The following is a 26,617-nucleotide window of genomic DNA, read 5'->3' as shown; positions in this document are numbered from 1 at the left end:
GAGCGTTGAAGGCAGCGACCCGGAGAGTCTATGCGTACCCTGATTATTGATACTGACATTGGCGTCGACGATGCGTTTGCGCTGGCCTACGCGGCACGAACTCAGCGGCTGCTGGGCATCACCACCGTTTTTGGCAACGTGGCGGTGGGCCAGGCGGTGAAAAATGCCCGGCTGTTCTGCCAGAAAATGGCGATTGAGGCGGACGTTTATCGCGGCTGTTCCCGGCCGCTGGCGCAGCGTATGAGTGCGCCCGCCACGCTGCACGGCGAAGATGGGCTGGGCGATGCGTTTGATAACCCGTTCAGCGACGCAGCGCCCAGTGCGGTGCAGTTCATTATCGACAGCGTGCGGGCCCATCCGCAGCAGATCACCCTGGTGGCGATTGGCCCGCTGACCAACATCGCCAGCGCCATTAATCAGGCACCGGACATTATTCCGCTGGTTAAAGAGCTGGTGATCATGGGCGGCGCATTCGGTACCGGCGGTCATAGCGGCAACGTGACGCCGTTCAGTGAATTCAACATCTGGAAAGATCCGCACGCCGCCGATCAGGTGCTGACGTCGGCGCTGAAGGTGGTGGTGATACCGCTGGATGTCACCCACCAGGTGCTGATCACCGGCGATGACGTTCAGCGGCTTAACCAGCCGGTTCTGAGCGCCATCTGCCGGCCCTATCTTGCTTACAGCCTGGCAAAAGAGGGCTTTGCCGGCATGGCGCTGCACGACACGCTGGCGCTGGCGTGGCTCAGTCTGCCGGCGGCCTTCACCTTAACGGAAAGCCCGCTGCGGGTGATCACCGAGGGGATCGCCTGCGGCCAGACGGTGCGTAAGCTGAGCGCGCTGGCTTCGCGCCACGATCCGTTTGATGGTCTGCCGTCTCAGCGCATCGCACTGGCGGTAGATGCCGGTGCGGTAAGGTCACACTTCTTTCAGACCCTGACGCTGCTGCACAGCAATCAGCGATCGAAATGAATCACGCCTTTGATCAGTTCGCGGTTGTTGATCACCTGCGACTCAAAGCTGTCCGCCAGCGTTGAAAAGTCGAGATGGTGATTAAGCATCATTTCAGCCCGCAGTGCGCCGCTGGCCATTAACTCACGTACCCGATCAAAATCTTCACGGGTGGCGTTGCGGCTGCCCATCAGGGTGGTCTCTTTTTTGTGGAATTCGCTGTCCGGGATCACCAGATCGCCTTTATGCAGTCCGACATAAACGATGGTGCCGCCATGACGCATCAGGTTCACCGCGTTGTTCATCGCCGCCGGGCTGCCGGTGGCGTCGATCACTTTGAGCGCCAGACGCCCGCCAAACTGCTCGCGTAGCGCAGTGTAAAAATCCTCTTCCGCCGGATTGAGCGCTGCCAGGCCGAGCTGGTCAGCCACGTGCTGGCGACGGAACGCGCTGGTATCGGCTACCACCACCTCAGCGCCACTGGCAGCCGCAATCGCCGCCACGCCCAGGCCGATCGGACCCGCGCCGACCACTAATACCTGCTCACCGGCCACGATAGCGGCACGTCTGACCGCATGGGCACTGATGGCGAACGGTTCAATCAGCGCGGCCGCATCCGGCGCGACATCATCCACCACTAGCAGCGTGCTGACCGGTACGCTCAGGTAGTCGCAGAAACCGCCATCCTGATGGACGCCAATCACTGAAATCTGCTCGCAGCAGTTGGTCTTGCCGCTCTGACAGGCGTCGCAGCGCAGGCAGGAGATGTAGGGCATCAACGCGACCCGCTGACCCGGTTCAACGCCGCTCGCGCCGCTGCCCAGCGCCACCACTTCAGCACAGAGTTCATGGCCCAGCACCCGCGGATAGCTGAAGAACGGCTGGTTGCCGGACCAGGCGTGAATATCGGTGCCACAGATTCCGGCGGTGAGGATTTTAATCAGCGCTTCACCGGCGCCGGGTGTTGGTTGTTCGCGCGTGGCCCAGACCATCTTACGTGGCTCGGCGATGACCAGTGCTTTCATTGTTGTCATGGTGATTCTCCGGGTTGTCCTGCACGCAGTTATGGCGAATCCTGCCTGCGGCGCGGGATTCGATGGCGGGAAGTGTGAAGCACGACGATTTTTTTGGGCTTTGAATGGTTTTTAATGCGTAAAAAACCGGAGGACGGGATGAGCCGCAGTCAGAATTTACGACATAACGTGATTAACCAGATGCTGGAAAGCATCGCCCAGCGCCATATTCTGTCGCCTCTGCCTCCGCAGGCGGCGCTGGCTGAGATGTTCAATATCAGCCGCACCACGGTGCGTCACACCCTGCACTATCTGCATCAGCGGGGCGTGCTGGAAAAGGTCGATAAAACCTGGGTGATCGTGCGCGATCCGTGCGAAGACGACGGGTTCAGTGCGCTAACGCCGCCGATTGAGCAGCAGGCCAGCCACTTCGAACAGGTGTTTTTTAACATGATTAATCAGCGCCAGCTGGTGCCTGGCGACACCTTCAGCGAGCTGCAACTGGCTCAGCAGGTCAAAGTCAGTCCGGTAGTGGTGCGGGAGTTTCTGCTGCGTTTTATGCGATACGATCTGCTGGAGCCGGTCAAACGGGGCCAGTGGCGGATGAAGAAATTCAGCCAGGATTACGCGGAGAAGCTGTTTGAGCTGCGGGAAATGCTGGAAACCCACGCGCTGAGCCGTTTTTTAAATCTGCCAGCCAGCGATGAACGCTGGGTACAGGCGCGGGATCTGCTGGATCGTCACCGATCGATGCGTGACACCATCGCCAGCAACTACCGCCACTTTGCCGCCCTGGATCGGCAGATGCATTCACTGATTTTATCCGCCGCCAATAATCCGTTTTTCAACCAGTCGCTGGAGATCATCTCTGTGATATTTCACTCACATTATCAGTGGGATGAGAGCGATCTGAAGCAACGAAATATTGTGGCGCTGGAGGAGCATATGGCGATTCTGACCGCGCTGATTGGCCGACAGGATGTCGATGCGCTTTGTGCATTACATAACCATCTGGCGACGGCTAAAACCTCGATGGTGCGCTCGATTAGTCAGTACAATTAAAAACCGATTAAAAACCACAAAGCATTAGCTCCCGCACGATTCAGAAACATCTTTGCAACATCTCTTCTCCTTTGCTCTTAGTCTCGACTGCAACGTCATGGCGGCCACTTGCCGCTGCGCGAACCCCCCTCTTCACCATAACGATAACTACCCAGCTTCGGGAGAGTGCAATGGAAAAGACATCAGTGACCGGCCACGACAACGTGTCCGGCGGAGCGGCGCCAGGCCAGGATTACGTTCCAATGCGCGGCGATATCGTCCGCTCACCGCGCATCCGTAAAATTCAGGTGACAGCCATGCTGTTGCTGCTGTTCGCCGCCATTATTAACTACCTCGACCGCAGTTCGCTGTCGGTGGCTAACATGACTATCCGCGAGGAGATGGGTCTGAGCGCCACCGAAATCGGCTTCCTGCTCTCCGCGTTTTCTCTGGCCTACGGCCTGGCGCAGCTGCCGTGTGGCGCGCTGCTGGATCGTAAAGGGCCGCGCATTATGCTCGGCATCGGCATGTTTATCTGGTCGCTGTTTCAGGCGGCATCGGGTCTGGTACATAACTTCACCCAGTTCATCCTGGTGCGTATCGGCCTCGGCATTGGTGAAGCGCCGATGAACCCGTGCGGCGTTAAAGTGATCAACGACTGGTTCAATATCAAAGATCGCGGCATGCCGATGGGGATGTTTAATGCCGCCTCAATGATTGGCCTGTCAGTAGCGCCACCGATTCTGGCTGCCATGATGCTGGTGATGGGCTGGCGCGGCATGTTTGTCACTATTGGTATCCTCGGGATGTTCCTCGCCATTGGCTGGTACATGGTTTACCGCGATCGCGATAACAACACCCTGAGCGCTGAAGAGATCCACTATCTGCAGGCGGGCAGCGTCGCCTCGCGTAAAGAGCCGATCAGCTTCAAAGAGTGGCGCGGCCTGTTTAAGCAGCGCACCATGTGGGGCATGATGATTGGCTTCAGCGGCATTAACTATACCGCGTGGCTCTATATCGCCTGGCTGCCGGGTTATCTGCAGTCGACCTACCATCTGGATCTGAAAAGTACCGGCCTGCTGGCGGCGATTCCGTTCCTGTTTGGTGCGGCGGGGATGTTGCTGAATGGCTATGTGGTCGATTCACTGGTGCGTCGTGGCTTTAACGCGGTGAAAACCCGCAAGGTCTGCATCGTCAGCGGTATGCTGCTATCCGCCGGCTTTACCGCCGTGGTGACCCGCGCCACCGATACCACCAGTGCCGTTACCCTGATTGGCATGGCGCTGTTCTGCATTCACTTCGCCGGCACCTCATGCTGGGGCCTGATTCACGCTAATGTGACGGCCCGCATGACTGCATCGGTCGGCAGTATCCAGAACTTCGCCAGCTTTATCTTCGCCTCCTTCGCGCCAGTGATCACCGGTTGGGTGCTCGACACCACCAAATCGTTCAGCATGGCGCTGATGATTTGTGCCTGCGTGACGCTGGTTGGCGCACTGGCTTACCTGCTGCTGGTGCGCAAACCGATCACCGACGGCGAGTAATCCCGCCTGACGGCGCAGGCGTTACGTCAGCGCCGTCAGGGTGACTCCATGTTTCGCGCCATAACGCTGGATGCCGGTGATTACCTTCTCCACACTCAGCGGCGGCGGCGGCGGTAACAGCGGCGCCCGTTCCCGTAATGCCGAGTCAAAGCGGGCGAAAGTGGCGAAATCGCGCGGGAAGCGCTCCTCATCCACGCCAATCAATGCACCCTCCTCCCGGGCATACGCCAGTAGCGCCTGCCAGCGCGCAATCTCCGCCAGCCCGATGCTGTCGGTGCCGTGCGAAAACAGCATCATGTCGATGTTGCGGAACGGTGGCTGTTTCTCAAGGAAACGCTGCAGTGCCGCAGCAGAGGGCTCGGTGCAGAACACCAGCCAGAACGGGATAGCGTGCTGCTGCATGCTGCACCAGGGGTCCATCAGCAGAAAACTGTCCACCGTCAGGCGGGTCGGTAAAATGCCGGCGGCCAGATACCAGTCGCGGTAGATCTCCGCCACCACATAACTCATCGCTTCCGGATCTTCATAACGAATCTCCATCAGCTTCAGGCCCTGAGCCTCCGCCAGTTTTTTCAGCGGCGAGATCAGATAACCATCCAGTCCCCATTCCGCTTCTGGCACGTGATCGGTAATGGCAGGCGGGGTCCAGCGTTCGCGATCAATGCCGTAGCGCGCCAGGTATTCCGCCACCCGCGGACCGCCCTGTAAGTACTCTTTTTCGGTTGCGCCGCCGAGCGCGCCAAACTGAAAGAACGAGCGATCGCTGGTGCGGGTCACCGGCCACTGTCGGGTACAGTGATTGATAAACAGCGTTGATCCGGCCGGCAGGCTGCCCATCAGGAATTCGTTGAACGCCAGCGGCAGCGCACGCAGTTTCAGCCGGAAGTAACGCATCTGATCGAGCATCAGCCGATCCTGATTCGGGTCCTGCATGTGATGCACCGCCAGCCGTGGCCAGGCAGCCAGCAGCGCGGCGGCAATCTCCTTGCCCTGCTCAAAGCTCGCCTGCGCATCATCCGGATCGTTATTGGCGGCCCGCACCGGGCAGAGGAAAGTCTGGGGCAGCCAGGGCACGCCCATCGCCGCCGCCAGATGTATCAGCGCACCGTTCGAGGAGCCGATAAAGGCCGCCGGATAGTCCTGCTGCGGGTATTCACTCACCATCCATTCGGCGATCCCTTCTACATCCAGCTCACCGGCCTGACGCAGCGTGATGCCTTCTGCCATGCCGCCCAGCGCGTAGCCCCACTCGCGGAGTCCGGTCGGCAAGCGGTTAAGCGACGGCAGCAGACGATCCAGCGTCGGTGACTGACTGGGGCTGGCGAAGGGCCGATCGTGCAGCGCATTGGCCAGCGCCAGCAGCATCGCCGCGGCAGAGTCGAAACGGGCAATCCCTTTCGGTGGTTTACTCATGCTGATCCTCCTGCTGGATACGCGCCAGGAACGGGCGGATGGCGCTACAGAAACTCCACGGATAGACATAATGCAGGGTGTGCGTCCCGTCGCGCAGCGTGAGGGTTTCGCTGTGCGGCATCAGGGCGGCGAGTTCATCCAGCCAGCGCGCCGGACACACCGGGTCGCGCGAGCCGCGCAAAAGCAGGGTTGGCGCGCTAATGTACGTCAGGCGATGTTCAATATGGTCACGCATCATGGCACGCATGGTGCCGAAGGCGCGCCGCAGACCGGCTTTGGCGTAATCAATGCGCGCCAGCGGTCCCGGCGGACGACGTGCTTCCAGACGACCGTTACGCCAGTCGCGCCAGAGCTGACGCGGCAGGCTGCGGGCGTGACGATCGACCGTCGGCCCCTGCAGCACCAGTCCCGCCACCGCCTGCGGATATTTCACCGCCAGCGCCGCCAGAATCTGGCAGCCAAACGAGTTGCCCACCCAGATGGCGCGCTGGAATCCGTTGTGCTGCAGCCAAAGCCACAGCGCGTCGGCCAGCTGATCCACCGACATCACCGGCGCCGAGGCCGGCAGCGCACTGGCCCCGAAACCCGGCAGGTCAGGCACCAGCACGTGATAATCGCGGCTTAATGCCAGCGCCAGCGGTTCCATCGCCCGGCCGGACATCACCAGACCGTGAACCAGCACCACCGGCAACCCCTGGCGCTCATTCGGTGTGACGCGGGTAAACATCCGCCAGTCGCCAATCTGCTGATAATAACCGGCCAGCCCGGCGTGGTGACTGCGCGGCGACACCGGCGGCGTCTGCTTCAGCTGCTGCCAGCGTTTCATGCCCCACAGTGTGGCCGCCACACCTAACCCAACGCCTGCCACGATGGCCGCCTGTTTTCGTCGATGCTTCTGGATCATCCGCTGCTCCTGTTTCGGGGGGATAACTCAGTGTAGGACGGGATTTCGCAGCAGGCGGGTAATCAGATTAACGGTGTGACACATTGCGCTTCGCAGCGAGGGGGGTTACGCAATCACATTGCGCAGACGCCCAATCTGCTCAATTTCTACTTCAACCACATCGCCGGAGAACATAAACAGCGGCGGTGTGCGTTTTTTACCGACGCCACCCGGTGAACCGGTGATGATCACATCGCCGGGCGACAGCGGGCTGAAGGCCGAGATGTATTCAATAATTTTTGCTACCGGATGCACCATGCTGCCGGTGGTATCGTTCTGCACTTCCCGCCCGTTTAACCAGGTTTTGATCGCCAGCTGCTGCGGATCGGGGATGACATCCGCAGTGGTCATCCAGGGTCCGAATCCGCCGGTCTGCGGCCAGTTTTTGCCGGCGGTAAACCAGGTAAACTGCATGTCGCGCACGGTCGCATCCATAAAGCAGCTGTAACCCGCCACCGCCTCCAGCGCGTTGGCAGCGCTGACCTGATGGGCCGCTTTGCCGATAATCACCGCCAGTTCGCCTTCAAAGTCGAACTCCTGAGTGGTAGCGGGCTTTTGCAGCGGCTGGTCATGGCCGGTGAGCGAGTCGGCGAAACGCACAAACAGGGTCGGCGCATCGAGCGTCTCGGCAAACTCTTTTCGTTTATCGGCGTAGTTCATCCCGACGCAAAACACCTTGCCAGGATTCTCAATCACCGGCAGAAAGCGGATGGCGCTAAACGGATAGTCGATTGGCATGGTGTGAAAAGCATGGAGATCGGCCAGCGATGAGCGGCTCAGAAAGGTTTTTAAATCGGCGCAGGCTGCACCGAAGCGTAAACCGAGATCCACCACGCCGTGCTCGCGCACGATACCGAAACTTTTTTTGTCCTGGTCAGGAAGAGAGAAACTGCAAAGCTGCATTGCTGCCCCGTTGTAATCGCGAATTTTCAGATTTTTACTGAGAAAAGAGGCGCGCAGGGTAACAAAAGTCATCGGCAAAAGCGTACACAGTTATGCTCATCGGATCTGCTGCTGATCATTCAACAGCGTAATAAGCGCTGGAATGATCAGCAAAAAGGATTTTCTGTGGCGTCAGCGATCGCTGTTGACGGCAAATTGCGGGCGGAAACGAGGCGGTGAATGGGGTAAAGCGCGGGCGGTGGAACAGAAGAAAAAGTGATAATCATCGGTCGATCCCTGACCGCGATTATCGAGGGTTTTCTGCGGCGTGCTTAGTACATCGCACCCGGCGGTACGTGTTTGAAGGTTTCGACGTAAGCGCGGAACACGTAGTTAAAAATGCGTTTCATGTGACACCTGATGCAAAATTAGTTGAAGAAATATGCGAAAAGTATAACTTCAGCGCGTTTTTTCGGCAATAAATTTTGAACCAGATCACAAAATTGAGTTTATTTTGCGCAAAAAACCGTTAAGCGGCCTGACCGAGATGTTGCAGCAGAATGGTCGCGCCGACGGCAATCAACACCAGACCGCCCAGCACTTCCGCCCATTTGCCGAGTACCGGACCAATAAAGCGGCCCACCAGCACGCCGGTGGTGGCCATGACGGTGGTGGCGGCCCCGATGGTCAGCGCGGTGGTAATAATGTTGACCTGCAAGAAGGCCAGACCCACACCGACCGCCAGCGCATCAAGGCTGGTCGCCACAGCGGTAGTGGCCAGTACCATAAAGCCATGGCTCTGCGGCGCTTCACAGGGTTCTGCGACGGCGGTTTGCCGGAAACCTTCCATCATCATGCGGCCGCCTAAAAACGCCAGCAGGATAAAGGCGATCCAGTGGTCCCACGCCATGATGTAACGACTGGCGGCCAGGCCAAGCGCCCAGCCAATCAGCGGCGTTAAGGCTTCGATTGAGCCAAAAATCAGACCGGTGCGCAGCGCTTCTTTAAAACCCGGACGATGCAAGGTGGCACCTTTGCCCAGTGCAGCAGCAAACGCGTCCATCGACATACCCAGTGCAAGAATTAAGGTGGCAATAAAGGTCATGATTTATTCACCTGGGGCGAAAAAGCGGCAATTCACGCTGTATTCACCACACAAAGTGTTCAGTAATGAAAAAGTGCGCGCAGTCTACCACGCAACCGCAGAGATAAAAAGACAGTAAAATCATGGATTTAAGTATAGCAAAGGCTATAACTTTTATCATTCGCTATGTTTCGCGCTAAGTCGATGGTGGTAAAGCATTTTCTGACAGTTTTCCGCAACGATAATCGGCTTGTCTGGCCACTGCGTCTGCATTCCCTGATTGAACCCCAGCGCTGATTGCCGGAAAATGCCCGGCTTATTATTACGGGATGCCAGTTATGAATAACCCTTTTGAATCTTTAATCGTGCCTGGCGGCATTTTGCTGTTGGGGTTTCTCTCTGCCCTGCTGCTGCCTGCGCCAGCTTTTAGCCTGTCGGTGGCACAGCATCTGCAGCAGATGCTGCATTTGCAGGATCTTAACCAGCTCTACACCGTGGTGTTCTGCATCTGGTTTTTACTGCTGGGCACGGTGGAGTTTTTTGTGATTCGCTTCGTCTGGCGCCGCTGGTTCAGGAGCTGAGTCAGGCAGTCTGCGCATCGACCAGCGCTTTCAGGCGTGCTGCACTGCGCGCATAGCCATCACGCGGTAACTGAGCCGCACCGAGCAGCAGTCCGGCACAGCGTTGTTCGTCGCGCTGATACCAGATCGACAGCGGTGACGGGGCCATGCCATAGGCCAATGCTTGCTGCGCAATCAGCTGATCCGGCGTACCGGCCGGCAACCTGACAATCACCGCCAGCCCGGCACGTTGCACCTCGGGGAAATGGGGTTGCAGAGCGGCCATCATCTGCTCCAGTCGTTCGTGGTAGACCCGCTTCATGCGCCGCAGATGCCGCATGAAGTGTCCTTCCCGCAGGAAAACGGCCACCGCATCATGAAGCAATCCCGACGAGGCCGGTGCTAACAGCGCACAAACTTCCGCAAAACGCGAGACCAGGGCGGGCGGGACCACAATAAAGCCAAGCCGCAATCGCGGCGTCAGCGATTTGCTGAACGTACCGATATGCAGCACCCGTCCCTCGCTGTCGAGCGCCGCCAGCGCCGGTGCAGCCCGGTGACCAGGCTGCAGTTCGCCCAGATAATCATCCTCAATGATCCAGCGCTGTTGATGGCTGGCCCAGTTAAGCAACGCATGGCGGCGTGCCGGCGACAGGGTGACGCCGAGCGGGGCCTGCTGGCCCGGCGTGACCAGCGCAAACGCCGCATCCGGTGCCCGCGCCAGACCTTCCTCAACCTGCAGACCTTCGGCATCGACTGGCACCGCCACCGGCCTTACCCGCAGGGTTTCTACCGCCTGCCGGGCGACCATAAAGCCCGGATCTTCCAGCCAGGCCTGCTTCCCCTGAAAATCCATTGCCAGGCCAATCAGCCCCATCGCTCCGGCATAGCCATTGGTGATAAAAATTTGATCGGCATGACAGCGCACCCCGCGCGCGACCGCCAGCCAGGCTACCAGTGCCTGACGCAGTGCTGGCGTGCCGCGCGGATCGGGGTAACTGGCCGGTTTCCCGACCAGTGCCCGCGTCTGACGTTGCAGGATGCGCAGCCAGACTTTGGCCGGAAAGCTATCGCTGGCGGGGATGCCCATCTGGAACGTCAGGGGCGGCGAGTCGTAATCCTCTCCGCCCTCACGCAGTGACAGCGGCACCACAGCCTGGGCGCCAGCGGCTTCGCTCAGCACCGGCAGCGGGTTCACAAAGGTACCGGCCGCGCCGCGGGTATGCAGAAACTGGCGATCCACCAGCATGTCATAGCTGGCGCGCACCGTACCGCGAGCGACGCCGAGCTGGGCCGCTAAATCACGGCAGGAAGGAAGCCGTGCGCCGGGTGGCAAGCGCTGGTCGATGATCGCCTGTTCAATCTGCTGCCGCAGCTGCTCGCTCAGACCCCGCGCCTGGCCGCGTTTAAGCGTCAGCGTGGCGAAAAGCGATGGGCCCATTAAATCGTCATTTTTTGGCACTTTTGCTGTTCCATGGAAAAGCCGACAATCGCCTCAACCCACATCAATGAGGCAAAAAAATGAGTGAACGTATCGATTTTAATCAAGTCGCCCCAGCCGGGATGAAAGCGCTCGGCGGTGTTTACCACTACCTGACACAAACCGATTTGCCGTTAACCCTGCTGGAACTGGTGTTCCTGCGCATCTCGCAAATTAACGGCTGCGCCTACTGCATCGACATGCACAGCAAAGCATTGCATAAAGCCAATGTGAGCTGGGATAAAATTGTGCTGACCGCGGTGTGGAATGAATCGGGGAATTTATTCAGCGATCGCGAGAAGGCGGCCCTGCGCTGGGCAGAGTGCCTGACGCTGATCGCCAGCGCGGGCGCACCCGATGAGGATTATGCCGCACTGCAGGCCTGCTTTAGCGACAAAGAGATTGTCGATTTGAATATCGCCATCGGTCTGATGAACTCCTACAACCGCATGGCAATCAGTCTGAAAAAGCTACCGGCGTCTGTGTCAGGTCAGTGAGGCAGTCCGATGCGTGCGCCGTGGCGCGCGCATTTCATCCTCACAAAAATGTAACATTATTTTTACACTGACCGCCTGAAACCGGCGCTGATGCACTTTTAGACTATTCCTTACTCACTGATAACTGCCTGAAATTCAGTGAATTAAATAATTCCTCTCTGTAACCCACTCAGCGGGCGCTGCACCATGATGGCGCGTTCCTGCAACAACCAACTCTCTTAAGCTACTGAGTTATCAATAAAAAATCACTTATACTGCCTCTGCCGCCATGATTAATTCTTATGCTGAATCATTTCTGCATTTAAAAAATAAACAAATGTTTAATTCAGATGCGAGAATGTTATATTCGCATGACAAAGCATAACGTGCAGTTAACCCGTTATCACCGCTTTAACCTATACCTGAGTCTTAACCTTTGAGAAATAGCGCAACGCGCTCGAAAGAAGCGTGACTATTTCGCCTGCAAAACTGTTGAGCTTCAGGTCAACAGAAGAGGAGATGTCGCCTCATGTGCAATTCAGCAGTAAACCTTGCGCTCGCGATGAGCGCCATGGCAAAGGACACCACTACCGCGCAGGAGCGCAAAGACGTTGACGTGTTGCTGATTGGCGCGGGCGTGATGAGCGCCACCCTGGGCGCATGGCTGCAGGATCTGGAACCGGACTGGTCTATCGAGATGGTAGAGCGGCTGGACAGCGTGGCAGAAGAGTCATCCAATGGCTGGAACAATGCAGGCACCGGCCATGCCGCGCTGGCCGAGCTGAACTATACGCCACAGCGTGCCGATGGCAGCATCGACATCTCTAAAGCGGTGACGATCAACGAATCGTTCATGATTTCCCGTCAGTTCTGGGCCTCACAGGTGCAGAAGGGCAACCTGCGCAATCCAAAAAGCTTTATCCACAGCACGCCGCACATGAGTTTTGTCTGGGGCGACGACAATGTCGAGTTCCTGCGCAAACGCTTCCAGGCGCTGCAGAAAAGCACCCTGTTCCGTGGCATGGCCTACTCCGAAGATCCGCAGCAGATTGCTGGCTGGATCCCGCTGGTGATGAAAGGCCGTGATCGCAGTCAGAAAGTGGCGGCCACCTGGACCGAAATGGGAACCGACGTCAATTTCGGTGAAGTGACGCGCCAGCTGATCGCCTCCTTAGAGAAGAAGGCCAATTTCCGCCTGCGTCTGCGTCAGGAAGTGCGTGAACTGACGCGCCTGAGCGATGGTCGCTGGCAGGTTACGCTGCAGTGTCTGGCGAGCGGCACCCGCCGCACGCTGACCGCCAGAAATATCTTTATCGGTGCTGGCGGCGCGGCGCTGCCGCTGTTGCAGAAAGCCGGCGTACCGGAAGCCAACGGCTATGCCGGTTTCCCGGTAGGCGGCTCATTCCTGGTGACTGAAAATCCGCAGGTGGTGGCGCAGCATATGGCCAAGGTCTACGGCAAAGCCAGCGTCGGCGCACCGCCGATGTCGGTACCGCATGTCGATACCCGCGTGCTGGATGGCAAGCAGGTGCTGCTGTTCGGGCCGTTTGCCACCTTCTCCACCAAGTTCCTGAAGCAGGGTTCATTGCTGGATATGTTCACCTCGCTGAACAGCAGCAATATGCTGCCGATGGTTAAAGTGGGGCTGAAAAGCTTTGATCTGGTGAAATATCTGATGGATCAGGTGCTGCAAAGCGATCGCGATCGGATGGATGCCCTGCGCGCCTATGTGCCACAGGCGAAGCAGGAAGACTGGCGTTTAGTCACCGCCGGTCAGCGCGTGCAGATCATCAAAAAAGATGAGAAAGAGGGCGCGGTACTGCGTCTTGGCACCGAAGTGGTTGCCTCGCAGGATGGCTCGATTTCGGCGCTGCTGGGTGCTTCGCCAGGAGCCTCAACGGCTGCGCCGATCATGCTGGAGCTGCTGCACAAGGTCTACCCTGAGCAGATGGCATCGCCAGAATGGCAGAATAAAATCCGCGCCGTTATTCCGTCATGGGGACGCAAGCTGAACGGTGACGTGGCGCTGACCGAGAAGGTGCTGGCGGAAACCAGCCGTATTCTGCAGCTCGATTACACCCCGGTAACGCCGATGGCTGCCAACGATGAAGGGCGCGAAACCGCCTTTGTTGTCGGTAAGTAATTCAGTCCCTGCTCTCTCAAGGCCCCCGCTGTGGGGCCTTTTTGTTTGCCGCTCGCCTGGTTGACTGCGCTATTCTCTATTAGGGTTAAGAGATGTTTTAGCTGAACTTTCAGAAGGAAACGGCATGTCTCAACCCAACGTTGCACCGGAATTCGAGCTTCTTGACCGCTACTGGCGCGCGGCTAACTATTTGTCTGTCGGGCAGATTTACCTGATGGACAATCCACTGCTGCGCGAACCGCTGAAACCAGAGCACATCAAACCCCGCCTGCTGGGTCACTGGGGCACCACGCCCGGTCTGAATTTTATTTATGCTCATCTCAACCGGATTATTCGCCAGCGCGATCTGAATCTGATCTATGTCTGCGGACCGGGTCATGGTGGTCCCGGCATGGTCGCCAATACCTGGCTGGAAGGCAGCTACAGCGAAATTTATCCGCATGTCAGTCAGGATGCAGCGGGTATGCAACGCCTGTTTAAGCAGTTCTCCTTTCCAGGCGGTATTCCCAGCCACGCGGCACCGGAAACGCCCGGCTCCATTAATGAAGGCGGCGAACTGGGCTACTCGCTGGCGCATGCGTTTGGCGCAGCGTTTGATCATCCGGAACTGATTGTGCCGTGCGTGATTGGCGACGGCGAAGCGGAAACCGGACCGCTGGCCTCCAGCTGGCACGGTATTAAATTCCTCAATCCTGCGCGGGACGGTGCGGTGCTGCCGATTCTGCATCTCAACGGTTACAAGATTGCCAATCCGACCATCCTCGGCCGCAGCAGTGATGAAGACCTGCGCCAGCTGTTCAGCGGTTACGGCTATGAGCCGCTGTTCGTCAGCGGCGATCAGCCTGAAAAAATGCACCCGCTGATGGCGGAAGCGCTGGATAACGCTTTCAGTAAAATTGCCGCCTTCCAGCAGCAGGCGCGCACTGGCAAAGCCAGCAGCGGCGTACCGCGCTGGCCAATGATTGTGCTGCGCAGCCCGAAAGGCTGGACCGGCCCCAAAACCGTGGATGGCAAAAAAGTGGAAGGTTTCTGGCGGGCGCATCAGGTGCCGGTCGCGGCCTGCCGTGAGGATGAAGGCCATCGTCAGATTCTCGAAGCCTGGATGCGAAGCTATCAGCCTGACGATCTGTTTGACGAGCAGGGACGGCTGAAACCGGAGCTGCAGGCGCTGGCTCCGCAGGGCGATAAGCGCATGGGCGCCTCTCCATATGCCAACGGCGGCCTGCTGCGTCGCGAGCTGGATACACCGGACATTGCCGAATTTGCCTTCGATACCGGCGAGCCGGGCTCGCAGATGGCGCAGGCCACCGAGCAGCTCGGCCGCTACCTGCGGGTCCTGTTTGAGCGTAACCTCGATAACTTTCGCCTGTTTGGCCCGGACGAAACCGCCTCTAACCGCCTGACGCCGGTGTTTGACGCCACCAGCCGCACCTGGCTGGAAGCAATAGAACCTTACGATGAGCAGCTGGCACGTGATGGCCGGGTGATGGAGATCCTGAGCGAGCACCAGTGTCAGGGCTGGCTGGAGGGCTATCTGCTGACCGGCCGTCACGGCCTGTTCAACTGCTATGAAGCCTTTATTCATATCGTCGATTCGATGTTTAACCAGCATGCCAAGTGGCTCAAAGTGACGCGCAAACTGGGCTGGCGTAAACCGGTCTCATCGCTCAACTACCTGCTCTCTTCTCACGTCTGGCGTCAGGATCACAATGGTTACAGCCATCAGGACCCAGGCTTTATCGATCACGTTGCCAACAAAAAAGCCGATATCGTACGCATCTACCTGCCGCCTGATGCCAATACGCTGTTATGGGTTGGCGATCACTGCCTGCGTACCTGGGATCGGATCAACGTGATTGTGGCCGGTAAGCAGCCCGCGCCACAGTGGCTGGATATGGCGAGCGCCATTCGCCATTGCGAAGCGGGTATGGGAGAGTGGCGCTGGGCCGGTACCACGCCGGATGATGCCGAACCGGATGTGGTGATGGCCTGTGCCGGCGATGTGCCAACCATGGAGACGCTGGCGGCGGTCGACCTGCTGCGTGACTATCTGCCCGAGCTGCGAATCCGGGTAGTCAACGTGGTCGATTTAATGGCGCTGCAGACCCAGGATCAACATCCGCATGGCAAGTCAGACCCGGAGTTTGATGCGTTGTTTACCGTGGATAAACCGGTGATTTTTGCCTTCCACGGCTACCCGACGCTGGTGCATCGGCTAACGTATCAGCGCAATAACCACCGTAACTTCCATGTGCGCGGCTTTATTGAAGAGGGAACCACCACCACGCCTTTTGATATGACGGTGCTGAATGAGCTTGACCGTTATCATCTGGCGCAGGAGGCGATCCTGCGCGTGCCCGGGCTGGCCGATGCGCATCCTGAACTGCTGGACGATCTGCAGGAGCGCATCGCTGAACATCATCGCTATGTGCGTGAACACGGTGAAGATGTGCCGGAGGTGCAGAACTGGAAATGGCCTTCGGCAACGGCACCCGGCGCACCGGATTAAACGGCCTGCAACGCGTCCGTCAGCATCCAGACGGTGGTCGCCACCAGCGACAGCGCCATCAGGCTGTTAAAGAGCTGACGCTTCCAGGCAATTTGCAGATGGCTGCGCAGGCGATCGCCGAGCGCAGCCCAGATCAAAATGCAGGGCAGATTCAGCAGCATAAAGCCGAGCATCACCGTCAGCACGCCGCTGCTGGCGCTGTACAACAACGCCACATTGGTCGCCATCAGCCAGGCTTTGGGATTGATCGCCTGGAAACAGGCGCCGCCCAGTAACGTCATTGGCTGCGGTTTGCTGCGCGCTTCAGGTGCCGCAGCCCGAAAAATCTTCCACGACAGCCACAACAGATAGGCACAGCCTGCCAGCGTCAGCGGCAGGCGAATCGCCGCCATCCAGTGCAGTAAGACCTCCAGCGCGACCCCGGCGATCACCGTTTGCAGCGCGCAACCCACCAGAATGCCAAACACCATCGGCAGCGTGCGGCGCATGCCGAAATTGACGCCTGAAGTCGCCAGCAGCAGGTTATTCGGACCAGGCGTAATGGACATAACGGTCACGTAACTGAAAAAAGAGGGATCAAGCATGATGGCACTCCTGATTATCAACAGAGCTTCATGCTACGGCGTGAAAAGGAATGGTAACAGTGACACAAAATCACTATTGTGATGGTTACAGTTTCGATTAACAGCGATTGTACCCATCGCGTCCGGAGGCTATTGTGTCCCTTGCTCCTTTACCCGATCAGCGTCTCTATCAGCAGCTGGCTGACAACTTCGCTGAGGCTATCCATCAGGGCACGCTGAAGCCCGGCAAACGCCTGCCCGCCATCCGGCGCGTGGCGCAATCGCATCAGGTCAGCGTCAATACCGTGCTGAATGCCTGGCAGTTGCTGGAAGATCGCGGCCTGATTGAGGCGCGTCCACAGTCGGGCTACTACGTGCGCGGTGTGCTGCCGGCGGTGACCCGGCACGATCCGCATAAAGCCCGGGTTCGCGATCCCAGCAGTGAAAAACTCGACCTGATCGATAAGGTGTTTGCCGCCCAGAATCATCCCGACTACATCAATATTTCGCTGGCCTGCCCGCAGGATAGTGAGCTGTTTCCTGCGGCGCGTATTGGCCGGATAACCGCCGCGCTGCTGCGCCGTCATCCCAATATGATTGGGCGCTATGCGCTTCCGCCCGGTAGTGAGCGCTTACGGGAGGAGATCGCGCGGCGGGCGCTGCACGCCGGACAGACGCTGACCGCCGATGAGATCACCCTGACCCACGGCTGCATGGAGGCGTTGCAGCTGGCGCTGCGTGCCGTGACGCAACCCGGTGACTGCGTCGGGCTGGAGTCGCCGACCTACTTCTTTCTGTTTCCGCTGCTGGCGTCGCTGGGCCTGAAGGCGCTGGAAATCCCGACCGATCCACAGCATGGCCTGTCGCTGGATGCGCTGGAGATGTTGCTACAGGAGCAGCGTATTAAGGCGTTAATCGCCATGCCGAGCGCCCAGAATCCGCTTGGCTACTGCATGTCGCTGGCAAACAAGAAGCGGCTGGCGAAGTTAGTGAATACTTACCACGTTCCGCTGATTGAGGATGGACTGTATGACGAACTGCAGTTCGACTGGCCGCTTTCACCGGCGGTAAAAGCTTTTGATCGCGATGGCTGGGTGCTCTACTGCACCAGCTTTACCAAAACCGTGGCACCCGATTTTCGTATCGGCTGGATCGCCGCCGGACGCTTCCACAGCGCCATTGCCCGGTTAAAAGCGGTGTCATCGATGGCGGAATCGGCGCTGCTGTCAGAAACGCTGGCGGAATTCCTGGCTAACGGTGGCTATGATCACCATCTGCGCACCCTGCGCCGTCGCTATGCCGCCAATCTGGATCAGGCGCGCGGGTTAATCGCCCGCCACTTCCCGCAGGGCACCCGCGCCACGCTGCCGCGCGGTGGCTTTGTCTTCTGGGTCGAACTGCCGGGCGGCGTCAATACTACCGAGATGTTTGACCGGCTGTTGCAGGAGCAGATTTGCGTCACGCCTGGTGCCCTTTACTCGCTCAGTGAACGCTACAACCACGCGCTGCGTCTCTCCTGCTGCTATCCGTTTGACGATCGCTACAGCTGGGCAATCCGCCGCGCCGGTGAAATAGCCTGCGAGCTAGCCGGCCTGCCCGCTGGCGAGGATCACGGCGTGCCGTTGCGGCCCCAGACGGTGTAGCCGTGGCGCTCGGTCAGGCGCTCGTAATAGTGGCGCACCGCCGGATAATCAGGATGGTCGAGCGGCGTTTCAAACCAGCGGTTCACCGCCAGGCCAATCGGAATATCCGCCAGAGTGAAGTTACGTCCGGCGACGTAGCGGCCGGTTTTTTCCAGCTGCTGGTTGAGAATGCTCATGGTATGCGACCAGCCTTTGCAGGCTGCCGCCAGCAGGCGCGGGTCCTGATGGGCCGGCGAGTGACGCACCAGTGACATAAAAGCGTAGCGCCATGAGGTGTTGAGCTCGGTAGACTGCCAGTCCATCCACTGATCGATCGGTGCCCGCGATTGCGGATGGATCGGGTAGAGCCATTCGCCGCCATAGGCGTTTGCCAGATAGCGCAGGATGGCGTTGGATTCCCAGATGACCAGATCGTCATCTTTCAGCACCGGCACCATCGCATTCGGGTTAAGTGCCATAAATTCAGGTGAGTGGGTTGACTGGAAGCCATCGCCCCACTCTTCCCGCAGGTAATCGAGGTCAAGCTCGTCGCAGAGCCACAACACTTTGCGCACGTTGATAGAAGAGGTACGTCCGAGGATGGTTAACATTCACAGTCTCCAGTGAAATCTTTAACTTATTCATAGTCCTGTTACCTGCTATAAGCAATCATCCGGCAGAGAAAAGGCCATTCTGACCACAATAAGCAAGGAGTGACAATGAAGGTCGCGTTTAAGCAAGTCGATGTGTTTACCTCATCCGCCTTTAACGGTAATCCGCTGGCGGTGATCATGGATGCACAGGGGTTAAGCGACAGCCAGCTGGCGGCCATCGCCCGCTGGACCAACCTGTCGGAAACCACCTTTGTGCTGCCGCCACAGGATGCCCAGGCCGATTATCGGGTGCGCATTTTTACCGTCGAGGGTGAACTGCCGTTTGCCGGTCATCCGACGCTCGGCACCGCGCATGCGCTGCTGGAAGCAGGCTGGCCAACCCGGACGCCGGGCGAAATTGTGCAGGAGTGCGGCGTCGGTAACGTGCGGATCAAGATTGCCGCAGACGGTGCGCTGGCGTTTGCCGCGCCGGCGGCCACCATTACGCCATGGCAGGACGCCCTGATGGGCAATGCGTTAAACAGCGACGCGTTCGATCTGACCCAAAGCCCGACGGTGGTGGATATGGGGATTCGCTGGCTGCTGGTGCCGATGGTCAGCGCCGACGCGGTGCTGGCGCTTCAGCCCAACGTCAGCGATCTGCAGCGGCTGATTAAACATGCAGGCGTGACGGGTGTGATGCCCTTTGGCCGTTTGCCGCTGGGCGAAAGTGAGCAGTATGAAGTGCGCGGCCTGCTGGTTGAATATGGCAGCCTGACCGAAGATCCGATCACCGGCAGCGCCAATGCCTGTCTGGCCCGCTACTTCGCGGCGGCCGGCCAGACCACGGATTACCGGGTGCGTCAGGGCACCGTACTGCAACGCGCGGGTCGGGTGCAGGTCACTTTTGCCGGGGATGAAATCTGGATTGGCGGCAATACCGTGACGGTGATTGACGGAACCATCTCACTCTGACACGCCGCGGCCCGGTGGATTTGCTGTCCGCCAGGCCGCCGGCGATTAAATCCCCTGGCCGCCAGACGCTTCGATACGCTGGGCGGTGATCCAGCCGGTTTCGTCACTCAGAATGGCGCTGATGGCGTCACCGATGTCATCCGGCAATCCCACCCGACCCAGCGCGGTCAGGCCGGCGATCTGTTGGTTAAGCTCTTTGGTATCACGCACCCGACCGCCACCGAAGTCGGTTTCAATCGCGCCAGGTGCCAGGATATTGACGCGGATCCGCCGCGCGCCCAGCTCTTTCGCCTGATAACGCGTCAGGACCTCCATCGCTCCTTTCATCGCCGCGTAGGTGCTGGAACCCGGATACACCAGCCGCGTCAGGCCGCTGGAAATATTGAGGATGCGCCCGCCATCCTGAATCAGCGGCAGCAGCTTCTGCGTCAGGAAGTAAGGTCCTTTAAAATGGACGTTAACCAGCGCGTCAAACTCCTGCTCGGTGGTGTCGGTGAAGGCTTTGTAATGGCCATGACCGGCGTTGTTCACTAAATAGTCAAACTGCTCGCGCTGCCAGTACTGCTGCAGCTGCTGGCGGACCTGCTCAACAAACGCATCAAAGCGGCTGCTTTCACCGACATCCAGCGCCAGCGCTACTGCGCGGGCACCCAGCGCTTCAATTTCTTTCACCACCGCCTGTGCCTCGTCAGCGTGACTGCGATAGGTCAGAATGATATCAACGCCTCTGGCAGCCAGTTTTAACGCTCCATTGCGGCCTAAACCGCGGTTTGCTCCGGTAATCAACGCAATTTTATGATTCATGTTGCACACCTGTTGGAAAATTGAACACGGTTTAAAGATATTCCTGAATAATTGATCTATAAACAGATCGAAATAGAGATCACTGTTTCAATAAGAACAACAATCGGTGCACAACATGGATAAAATTCACGCAATGCAGGTGTTTGTTCGGGTTGCCGAAATGGGCAGTTTTACCCGCGCCGCAGAAAGTTTAGGTTTACCCAAAGGCAGCGTGTCGCGGCAGATTCAGGCGCTGGAAAATCAGATGGCGACCCGCCTGTTGCATCGCACCACCCGCCGGGTACAGCTGACGCAGGATGGGCTGGTCTATTACGATCGCTGTCTTGATTTGCTGTCGATGATTGACGATATGGACAGCCTGTTTCAGCACGATCCCGCCACGCTCAGCGGCAAACTGCGGGTCGATATGTCAGTGGCGATGGCGACCGGCTTCATCCTGCCGCGACTGCCGGAGTTCTTACAGCACTATCCGGGCGTGGAGATTGAGCTGAGCAGCAGCGATCGTCAGGTCGATGTGATCCGCGAAGGATTTGACTGCGTGATTCGGGTCGGCGAGCTGAAAGATTCAGGTTTAATTGCACGAAAAATTGGGACTTACACCTTGATCAATTGCGCCAGCCCTGGCTACCTTTCGCGCTTCGGCAGACCGATCCGGCTGGAAGAGTTGTCGCAGCACGCCATGGTGCATTACAGCCAGCAACTGGGTCAGCCGTCGCCAGGGTTTGAATATTTTGACGGCAGGCAGTGCCACTATGTGCACACCGGTGGCGTAGTGACGGTGAACAGCACCGAGACCTACCGCGCCGCCTGTCTGGCCGGCTTAGGCATTATTCAGGTGCCGGCGATCGGCATTCAGAAGCTGCTGGAGCAGGGTGAACTGGTTGAAGTACTGCACCATTTTCCCGCCAGGCCGATGCCGATCCACCTGCTCTATCCGCATCGGCGCAATGTCGCCCGACGGGTGCGGGTATTTATGGAGTGGCTGAGTCAGGTACTACAGGAGTACGTCACCTGAGCGGCTATACTTTGATTTTAATGATAAACAGGACAGTGAAGGTCTATGACAGACAAGCAGGAAAATCCACAGGATACGCAGCCGCCAAAACCGCTGATCGATATTAAAACCGGCAACCCTTCTGTTGACCAATCGATTGTGCGCGTTTCGCGTTTTGCCGCCTGGTTTCAGGCGATTCCGGCGGTGGCGCATTTTATCCGCGCGCTGGAACGGTTTAACGATCGGCTCGGCAGCCAGTTTGGCGCAGCGATTACCTACTTCTCCTTTTTATCGCTGATCCCGATTCTGATGGTCTCGTTTGCCGCCGTGGGTTTTGTGCTGGCATCGAATCAGGATTTGCTGACCGATATCATCAACAAAATCGTCAGCAGCATCAGCGATCCGACGCTGGCTACCACCCTGAAAAATACCGTCAATACCGCGATTCAGCAGCGCGCTACCGTCGGTATTACCGGGTTACTGCTGGCGCTCTATTCGGGTCTTAACTGGATGGGGAATCTGCGGGAAGCGATCCGGGCCCAGTCGCGCGACGTGTGGGAGCGCAAACCCGACGATAAGGAGAAAATCTGGAAACGCTATATCCGCGATTTCCTGTCGCTGACCGGCCTGATGCTGGCGCTGGTGATTACGCTGTCGCTGACCTCGGTTGCCGGTTCGGCACAGGCGATGATTGTCAGCGCACTGGGACTGGACGGCATCGACTGGCTCCGTCCGGCAATGACCATTATCGCCACCTCGATTTCAGTGCTGGCTAACTACCTGCTGTTCCTCTGGATTTTCTGGATCCTGCCGCGTCACAAGCCGCGCAAGAAAGCGCTGTTCCGCGGTACGCTGCTGGCGGCGGTCGGTTTCGAAGTGATCAAATTTGTCATGACGCTGACGCTGCCGAAGCTGGCGACCTCGCCGTCTGGCGCGGCGTTTGGCTCGGTACTCGGTCTGATGGCGTTCTTCTATTTCTTCGCCCGCCTGACGCTGTTCTGTGCCGCCTGGATCGCTACTGCAAAATATAAAGACGATCCGCAAATGCCACAGGCGGGTCGCCCTTCTCACCCGCAATAATCACCAGCGGTTAACAACAGCGGAAAATATCACCCCGAGGCTATTTTTTATCCACATAACAGGATGAATAGCTGAGGGGTCACTTTTATTTAGCCCTTTCGTAGAGTATCCCGCCAGATTTAGCCCGGTTTACCCCGGCATCCTCCGACATTCCCCGGACGACAGAAATTATCCTCTCTTTGCCCGGCGAAGCCAGTAACGACGCGGGTTTCAGCATTGAATGACGTCTGGCAGGTGCGTAAGATTCTTTATCTGTATTTACAAATAAGAAACAGTTATGCAAGCCTCCATCTCAGAAACACTCGACAAGCAACAGGACCCCACGCCGGTTAATTCGCGCAGCAAAGTGGTGATCGCCTCATTGGTCGGTACGGCCATTGAGTTCTTCGATTTTTATATTTATGCCACTGCCGCGGTGATCGTTTTCCCGCACATTTTTTTCCCGCAGGGTGACGCCACCGTCGCCACGCTACAGTCACTGGCGACCTTTGCGATCGCGTTTATTGCGCGTCCGATTGGTTCGGCCGTGTTTGGTCACTTTGGCGATCGCATTGGCCGTAAAGCAACCCTGGTCGCCTCGCTGCTGACCATGGGGATCTCGACCGTGGTGATCGGTCTGCTGCCGGGTTATGAAACCATTGGCGTGCTGGCTCCGCTGCTGCTGGCGCTGGCACGTTTCGGTCAGGGTCTGGGGCTCGGCGGAGAATGGGGCGGCGCGGCGCTGCTGGCCACCGAAAATGCCCCGGCGAAGAAGCGTGCACTGTATGGGTCGTTCCCCCAGCTTGGCGCGCCGATTGGCTTCTTCTTCGCTAACGGTACCTTCCTGCTGCTGTCATGGCTGCTGACCGATGAGCAGTTCATGCAGTGGGGCTGGCGCGTGCCGTTTATTCTCTCTGCGGTGCTGGTATTGATCGGCCTGTATGTGCGCGTGTCGCTGCATGAGAGTCCGGTGTTTGCCAAAGTGCAGAAAGAGAAAAAGCAGGTGCGGGTACCGATTGCCGCGCTGCTGAGTAAGCATCTGACTGCCACCATTCTCGGCACTTTTATCATGCTGGCGACCTATACCCTGTTCTACATCATGACCGTCTACTCGATGAGTTATGGCACCACGCCGGCACCGGCCGGACTGGGTATTCCGCGTAACAGTATGCTGTGGATGCTGATGTTAGCCGTGATTGGCTTTGGCGTGATGGTGCCGATTGCCGGGCTGCTGGCTGACCGTTTTGGTCGCCGTAAGACGATGATCACCATTACGCTGATGATTATCGCCTTTTCGTTTCTGTTCCCGGCGATGCTCGGTTCAGGATCGCAGGCGCTGGTGATGGCGTTTCTGTTGCTGGGTCTGAGCATTATGGGCCTGACCTTTGGTCCGATGGGCGCGCTGCTGCCGGAGCTGTTCCCGACTGAAGTGCGTTATACCGGCGCATCGTTTTCCTATAACCTGTCGTCGATTCTCGGTGCCTCTGTCGCGCCCTATATCGCCACCTGGCTGAATGCGAATTACGGTTTGCAGGCGGTAGGGTTCTATCTGGCTTCGATGGCGGTGCTGACGCTGATTGCGTTGATCGCCTGTAAAGAGACGCGCAATCAGACGCTGTATGACGTCTAATCCCGTTGTATGAAGGTCAGTGAAAAACCCGGCAGCCGCTGGGTTTTTTTATGGCTCTCGCCTGGCGCTGGCATCATCAGGTAGAAAAACGGCAGGCTGAAGGCTCAGGTTAATGCGCAGCCCTAAAGGCGTCGTGTTGAGGTTAGTGCGCAGGCTCAGGGCGCATACGCCTTTCGCAAAGACGCAAAAGACGCCATCCCTGGCATGCTCAGCGCGGGCGATTACGCACCTCATCCCTGAGGTGCGCCCGTAAACGGGCCAACGCTTTGCGTTGTTCAAAAACGCTCCCGGCGTTTTTGTCCATGGCCCGCGATGCTTTGCTACAGGCGTATGCGCCCATCGCGTTGACTTCGGCATACGTTTCAGGCGGTCAGCGGAACGCTTCAGACGGCTCACAAACCCAATCAGGGTAATTCTGGCCGCAACGAATAAACTCAATGCGCAGGCAATACGGGTAGAGGAGGAAAGCATCCGTCCCCGGGAAAAAAACGCCAGTCATTGGCCCGGTGACGGGTGCACTCAGGGATGAGATGCGTAATCGCGCGAGCCAGGCGTGCCAGGGAAGGCGGATTTTGCGTCTTTCCGATCTGACCGTGTTGCTTGTACAGCCACGGTTTCACAGTGAAGCGGCCAGACCATAGGCACGTCTACAGGAGGTGCCCATCGATTGATAAACAAAAAACCCCGGCAAGCCGGGGTTTGTTTTGCTGAAAACGGTGGTGACGCTAATTAGCCCGCAACAGCGATGCGTTTCATGTCAGTCATATAGCCACGCAGTTTACGGCCGACCGCTTCAATCGGATGCTGGCGAACGGCTTCGTTGACGTCACGCAGCTGCGCGTTATCTACCTGCGTTCCTTCAACCGCTTTACCCAGGTCACCCGGCTGCAGCGTGGTCATGAACTCTTTCAGCAACGGCACCGCGGCGAATGAGAACAGGTAGTTGCCGTATTCAGCGGTATCGGAGATAACCACGTTCATTTCATACAGGCGCTTACGGGCGATGGTGTTCGCGATCAGCGGCAGCTCATGCAGTGATTCATAGTAGGCAGACTCTTCGATAATGCCGGCATCGACCATGGTTTCAAACGCCAGCTCAACGCCCGCTTTAACCATCGCTACCATCAATACGCCTTTGTCGTAGTACTCCTGCTCTTCGATTTTACCTTCATACTGCGAGGCCGTTTCGAAAGCGGTTTTGCCGGTCTCTTCACGCCAGGTCAGCAGGTTTTTATCGTCATTGGCCCAGTCAGCCATCATGCCGGAAGAGAACTCACCCGAAATGATATCATCCATATGCTTCTGGAACAGCGGCGCCATGATGGTTTTCAGCTGCTCTGACAGCGCATAAGCCCGCAGTTTTGCCGGATTAGAAAGGCGATCCATCATCAGCGTGATGCCGCCGAACTTCAGCGACTCGGTAATGGTTTCCCAGCCAAACTGAATCAGTTTTTCGGCGTAGGCCGGATCGGTCCCTTCCGCCACCAGCTTGTCGAAGCATAACAGTGAACCCGCCTGCAGCATGCCGCACAGGATGGTCTGCTCGCCCATCAGGTCAGATTTTACTTCTGCCACGAAGGAAGATTCCAGCACGCCAGCACGATCGCCACCGGTCGCTGCGGCCCAGGCTTTGGCAATCGCCATGCCTTCGCCTTTAGGATCGTTTTCCGGGTGAACCGCGATCAGCGTCGGCACACCAAAACCACGTTTGTATTCTTCACGCACTTCGGTGCCCGGGCACTTCGGCGCGACCATCACTACGGTGATATCTTTACGGATGGTTTCACCCACTTCCACGATGTTGAAACCGTGAGAGTAACCCAGCGCGGCGCCATCTTTCATCAGGGGCTGAACCGCCTGAACCACCGCAGAGTGCTGCTTGTCCGGCGTCAGGTTAACGACCAGGTCCGCCTGCGGGATCAGCTCTTCGTACGTACCCACTTTGAAACCGTTATCGGTCGCTTTGCGCCATGAAGGGCGTTTCTCCGCAATCGCTTCAGCACGCAGTGCATAGGCGACGTCCAGACCGGAATCACGCATGTTGAGACCCTGATTCAGGCCCTGCGCACCACAGCCAACGATAACGACTTTTTTGCCTTTCAGGAAACTGGCGCCATCGGCGAATTCTTCGCGTGCCATGAAACGACATTTACCTAATTGCGCTAACTGGTTGCGCAAGTTCAATGTGTTGAAATAGTTAGCCATGGGTACTCCAGTGAGGTTGTGTTTGCTTTTTTTTGTTCAGGGACGGCGTGTAGTGCAGCGCCGCGAATGACCCCATCATATGACAGGAATTCTGTTGCTTAAATTGATATATTAACAACGTCACATTGCAATA

The 26,617-nt window shown here is 57.8% G+C and carries 23 protein-coding genes; 12 read left to right on the top strand and 11 right to left on the bottom strand.

What is annotated here, in order from left to right; genetic code table 11:
- The first annotated feature begins 30 nt into the window (after positions 1-30).
- Positions 31-972, top strand: a complete 942-nt coding sequence (locus ACLIBF_RS01175; RefSeq protein ID WP_279809604.1) for a nucleoside hydrolase — start codon at positions 31-33, stop codon at positions 970-972.
- Here the strand turns inward: ACLIBF_RS01175 and ACLIBF_RS01170 are convergent.
- Positions 957-1,985, bottom strand: coding sequence for a zinc-binding alcohol dehydrogenase family protein (locus ACLIBF_RS01170; protein ID WP_279809603.1), 1,029 nt, complete (start codon positions 1,983-1,985; stop codon positions 957-959). The genes ACLIBF_RS01175 and ACLIBF_RS01170 overlap by 16 nt on opposite strands.
- 138 nt (positions 1,986-2,123) lie before the next feature.
- Here ACLIBF_RS01170 and ACLIBF_RS01165 point away from each other — a divergent pair, with 138 nt between their 5' ends.
- Both ACLIBF_RS01165 and ACLIBF_RS01160 read left to right on the top strand, forming a co-directional pair.
- Positions 2,124-3,026 carry a GntR family transcriptional regulator gene (locus ACLIBF_RS01165; RefSeq protein ID WP_448309159.1) on the top strand — a complete coding sequence of 301 codons (903 nt, stop codon included), beginning with the start codon at positions 2,124-2,126 and terminating at the stop codon, positions 3,024-3,026.
- A 170-nt stretch (positions 3,027-3,196) separates the two neighbouring features.
- Positions 3,197-4,549: an MFS transporter gene (locus ACLIBF_RS01160; protein ID WP_031377152.1), complete on the top strand. Its 1,353-nt coding sequence runs from the start codon at positions 3,197-3,199 to the stop codon at positions 4,547-4,549.
- A 21-nt stretch (positions 4,550-4,570) separates the two neighbouring features.
- Here ACLIBF_RS01160 and ACLIBF_RS01155 read toward each other — a convergent pair whose 3' ends face one another.
- The 5 genes from ACLIBF_RS01155 to mntP form a co-directional block, all read right to left on the bottom strand.
- Complete coding sequence (locus ACLIBF_RS01155; protein WP_069729075.1) at positions 4,571-5,962, bottom strand: hypothetical protein; 1,392 nt, start codon at positions 5,960-5,962, stop codon at positions 4,571-4,573.
- Positions 5,955-6,866: an alpha/beta fold hydrolase gene (locus ACLIBF_RS01150; RefSeq protein ID WP_279809601.1), complete on the bottom strand. Its 912-nt coding sequence runs from the start codon at positions 6,864-6,866 to the stop codon at positions 5,955-5,957. The genes ACLIBF_RS01155 and ACLIBF_RS01150 overlap by 8 nt, the downstream gene beginning before the upstream one ends.
- 105 nt (positions 6,867-6,971) lie before the next feature.
- Positions 6,972-7,808: a fumarylacetoacetate hydrolase family protein gene (locus ACLIBF_RS01145; RefSeq protein ID WP_046289387.1), complete on the bottom strand. Its 837-nt coding sequence runs from the start codon at positions 7,806-7,808 to the stop codon at positions 6,972-6,974.
- Between the two features lie 311 nt (positions 7,809-8,119).
- Positions 8,120-8,197: a stress response protein AzuC gene (gene azuC / locus ACLIBF_RS01140; protein ID WP_122983632.1), complete on the bottom strand. Its 78-nt coding sequence runs from the start codon at positions 8,195-8,197 to the stop codon at positions 8,120-8,122.
- A 119-nt stretch (positions 8,198-8,316) separates the two neighbouring features.
- Complete coding sequence (gene mntP / locus ACLIBF_RS01135) at positions 8,317-8,892, bottom strand: manganese efflux pump MntP (protein WP_031377046.1); 576 nt, start codon at positions 8,890-8,892, stop codon at positions 8,317-8,319.
- 317 nt (positions 8,893-9,209) lie between these two features.
- Between mntP and ACLIBF_RS01130 the strand changes: the two genes are divergently transcribed.
- A complete protein-coding gene (locus tag ACLIBF_RS01130; RefSeq protein ID WP_031377047.1) occupies positions 9,210-9,452 on the top strand; it encodes a DUF1158 domain-containing protein in 243 nt (80 codons plus the stop codon).
- A 1-nt stretch (position 9,453) separates the two neighbouring features.
- On the opposite strand, the gene pdxR is transcribed toward ACLIBF_RS01130, so the two are convergent.
- Positions 9,454-10,893 (bottom strand): MocR-like pyridoxine biosynthesis transcription factor PdxR, encoded by a 1,440-nt coding sequence (gene pdxR, locus ACLIBF_RS01125; protein ID WP_031377048.1) that lies wholly within the window; start codon positions 10,891-10,893, stop codon positions 9,454-9,456.
- Between the two features lie 59 nt (positions 10,894-10,952).
- Between pdxR and ACLIBF_RS01120 the strand changes: the two genes are divergently transcribed.
- From ACLIBF_RS01120 to ACLIBF_RS01110, 3 genes are all read left to right on the top strand, one after another.
- Positions 10,953-11,408, top strand: a complete 456-nt coding sequence (locus ACLIBF_RS01120; protein ID WP_279809600.1) for a carboxymuconolactone decarboxylase family protein — start codon at positions 10,953-10,955, stop codon at positions 11,406-11,408.
- A 508-nt stretch (positions 11,409-11,916) separates the two neighbouring features.
- Positions 11,917-13,530 (top strand): malate dehydrogenase (quinone), encoded by a 1,614-nt coding sequence (gene mqo / locus ACLIBF_RS01115; protein ID WP_069729072.1) that lies wholly within the window; start codon positions 11,917-11,919, stop codon positions 13,528-13,530.
- A gap of 124 nt (positions 13,531-13,654) precedes the next feature.
- Entirely contained in the window at positions 13,655-16,039 is a 2,385-nt protein-coding gene (locus ACLIBF_RS01110; protein WP_089561891.1) for a phosphoketolase family protein, read from the top strand.
- Here the strand turns inward: ACLIBF_RS01110 and ACLIBF_RS01105 are convergent.
- On the bottom strand, positions 16,036-16,623 hold the full coding sequence (locus ACLIBF_RS01105) for a LysE family translocator (RefSeq protein WP_031377050.1): 588 nt from the start codon (positions 16,621-16,623) through the stop codon (positions 16,036-16,038). The genes ACLIBF_RS01110 and ACLIBF_RS01105 overlap by 4 nt on opposite strands.
- A gap of 134 nt (positions 16,624-16,757) precedes the next feature.
- Here ACLIBF_RS01105 and ACLIBF_RS01100 point away from each other — a divergent pair, with 134 nt between their 5' ends.
- Entirely contained in the window at positions 16,758-18,245 is a 1,488-nt protein-coding gene (locus ACLIBF_RS01100; RefSeq protein ID WP_046289383.1) for an aminotransferase-like domain-containing protein, read from the top strand.
- On the opposite strand, the gene ACLIBF_RS01095 is transcribed toward ACLIBF_RS01100, so the two are convergent.
- Positions 18,212-18,835 carry a glutathione S-transferase family protein gene (locus ACLIBF_RS01095; protein ID WP_031377338.1) on the bottom strand — a complete coding sequence of 208 codons (624 nt, stop codon included), beginning with the start codon at positions 18,833-18,835 and terminating at the stop codon, positions 18,212-18,214. The genes ACLIBF_RS01100 and ACLIBF_RS01095 overlap by 34 nt on opposite strands.
- Positions 18,836-18,943: 108 nt before the next feature.
- On the opposite strand from ACLIBF_RS01095, the gene ACLIBF_RS01090 reads away from it, so the two are divergent.
- Complete coding sequence (locus tag ACLIBF_RS01090; RefSeq protein WP_279809599.1) at positions 18,944-19,792, top strand: PhzF family phenazine biosynthesis protein; 849 nt, start codon at positions 18,944-18,946, stop codon at positions 19,790-19,792.
- 45 nt (positions 19,793-19,837) lie between these two features.
- On the opposite strand, the gene ACLIBF_RS01085 is transcribed toward ACLIBF_RS01090, so the two are convergent.
- A complete protein-coding gene (locus ACLIBF_RS01085; RefSeq protein ID WP_089561893.1) occupies positions 19,838-20,596 on the bottom strand; it encodes an SDR family NAD(P)-dependent oxidoreductase in 759 nt (252 codons plus the stop codon).
- A 115-nt stretch (positions 20,597-20,711) separates the two neighbouring features.
- Between ACLIBF_RS01085 and ACLIBF_RS01080 the strand changes: the two genes are divergently transcribed.
- The 3 genes from ACLIBF_RS01080 to ACLIBF_RS01070 all read left to right on the top strand — a co-directional run bounded on the left by ACLIBF_RS01080 (position 20,712) and on the right by ACLIBF_RS01070 (position 24,279).
- Positions 20,712-21,611, top strand: coding sequence for a LysR family transcriptional regulator (locus ACLIBF_RS01080; RefSeq protein WP_031377335.1), 900 nt, complete (start codon positions 20,712-20,714; stop codon positions 21,609-21,611).
- 45 nt (positions 21,612-21,656) lie between these two features.
- Entirely contained in the window at positions 21,657-22,670 is a 1,014-nt protein-coding gene (gene yhjD / locus ACLIBF_RS01075; RefSeq protein WP_031377334.1) for an inner membrane protein YhjD, read from the top strand.
- A 277-nt stretch (positions 22,671-22,947) separates the two neighbouring features.
- The gene (locus ACLIBF_RS01070) at positions 22,948-24,279 is read left to right on the top strand and encodes an MFS transporter (RefSeq protein WP_031377333.1); all 1,332 of its coding nucleotides are present in this window, start codon (positions 22,948-22,950) and stop codon (positions 24,277-24,279) included.
- 729 nt (positions 24,280-25,008) lie between these two features.
- Here ACLIBF_RS01070 and ilvC read toward each other — a convergent pair.
- Positions 25,009-26,484: a ketol-acid reductoisomerase gene (gene ilvC, locus ACLIBF_RS01065; protein WP_031377332.1), complete on the bottom strand. Its 1,476-nt coding sequence runs from the start codon at positions 26,482-26,484 to the stop codon at positions 25,009-25,011.
- Between the last annotated feature and the right edge of the window lie 133 nt (positions 26,485-26,617).

The sequence above is a fragment of the Pantoea sp. PGP6 genome (assembly GCF_053474785.1).
Note: the sequence above shows the minus strand (reverse complement) of the source record. Positions and strands in the feature narration are given on the sequence as shown.

Bases quoted from the DNA above. Each gene is read 5' to 3' on its own strand.
- ACLIBF_RS01080 (WP_031377335.1), top strand. From the start codon at position 20,712: ATGGATAAAATTCACGCAATGCAGGTGTTTGTTCGGGTTGCCGAAATG.
- mntP (WP_031377046.1), bottom strand. From the start codon at position 8,892: ATGACCTTTATTGCCACCTTAATTCTTGCACTGGGTATGTCGATGGAC.
- azuC (WP_122983632.1), bottom strand. From the start codon at position 8,197: ATGAAACGCATTTTTAACTACGTGTTCCGCGCTTACGTCGAAACCTTC.
- mqo (WP_069729072.1), top strand. From the start codon at position 11,917: ATGTGCAATTCAGCAGTAAACCTTGCGCTCGCGATGAGCGCCATGGCA.
- ACLIBF_RS01105 (WP_031377050.1), bottom strand. From the start codon at position 16,623: ATGCTTGATCCCTCTTTTTTCAGTTACGTGACCGTTATGTCCATTACG.
- ACLIBF_RS01070 (WP_031377333.1), top strand. From the start codon at position 22,948: ATGCAAGCCTCCATCTCAGAAACACTCGACAAGCAACAGGACCCCACG.
- ACLIBF_RS01110 (WP_089561891.1), top strand. From the start codon at position 13,655: ATGTCTCAACCCAACGTTGCACCGGAATTCGAGCTTCTTGACCGCTAC.
- ilvC (WP_031377332.1), bottom strand. From the start codon at position 26,484: ATGGCTAACTATTTCAACACATTGAACTTGCGCAACCAGTTAGCGCAA.
- ACLIBF_RS01160 (WP_031377152.1), top strand. From the start codon at position 3,197: ATGGAAAAGACATCAGTGACCGGCCACGACAACGTGTCCGGCGGAGCG.
- ACLIBF_RS01145 (WP_046289387.1), bottom strand. From the start codon at position 7,808: ATGCAGCTTTGCAGTTTCTCTCTTCCTGACCAGGACAAAAAAAGTTTC.
- ACLIBF_RS01130 (WP_031377047.1), top strand. From the start codon at position 9,210: ATGAATAACCCTTTTGAATCTTTAATCGTGCCTGGCGGCATTTTGCTG.
- ACLIBF_RS01120 (WP_279809600.1), top strand. From the start codon at position 10,953: ATGAGTGAACGTATCGATTTTAATCAAGTCGCCCCAGCCGGGATGAAA.
- ACLIBF_RS01155 (WP_069729075.1), bottom strand. From the start codon at position 5,962: ATGAGTAAACCACCGAAAGGGATTGCCCGTTTCGACTCTGCCGCGGCG.
- ACLIBF_RS01095 (WP_031377338.1), bottom strand. From the start codon at position 18,835: ATGTTAACCATCCTCGGACGTACCTCTTCTATCAACGTGCGCAAAGTG.
- ACLIBF_RS01170 (WP_279809603.1), bottom strand. From the start codon at position 1,985: ATGACAACAATGAAAGCACTGGTCATCGCCGAGCCACGTAAGATGGTC.
- ACLIBF_RS01150 (WP_279809601.1), bottom strand. From the start codon at position 6,866: ATGATCCAGAAGCATCGACGAAAACAGGCGGCCATCGTGGCAGGCGTT.
- ACLIBF_RS01165 (WP_448309159.1), top strand. From the start codon at position 2,124: ATGAGCCGCAGTCAGAATTTACGACATAACGTGATTAACCAGATGCTG.
- yhjD (WP_031377334.1), top strand. From the start codon at position 21,657: ATGACAGACAAGCAGGAAAATCCACAGGATACGCAGCCGCCAAAACCG.
- ACLIBF_RS01085 (WP_089561893.1), bottom strand. From the start codon at position 20,596: ATGAATCATAAAATTGCGTTGATTACCGGAGCAAACCGCGGTTTAGGC.
- ACLIBF_RS01175 (WP_279809604.1), top strand. From the start codon at position 31: ATGCGTACCCTGATTATTGATACTGACATTGGCGTCGACGATGCGTTT.
- ACLIBF_RS01090 (WP_279809599.1), top strand. From the start codon at position 18,944: ATGAAGGTCGCGTTTAAGCAAGTCGATGTGTTTACCTCATCCGCCTTT.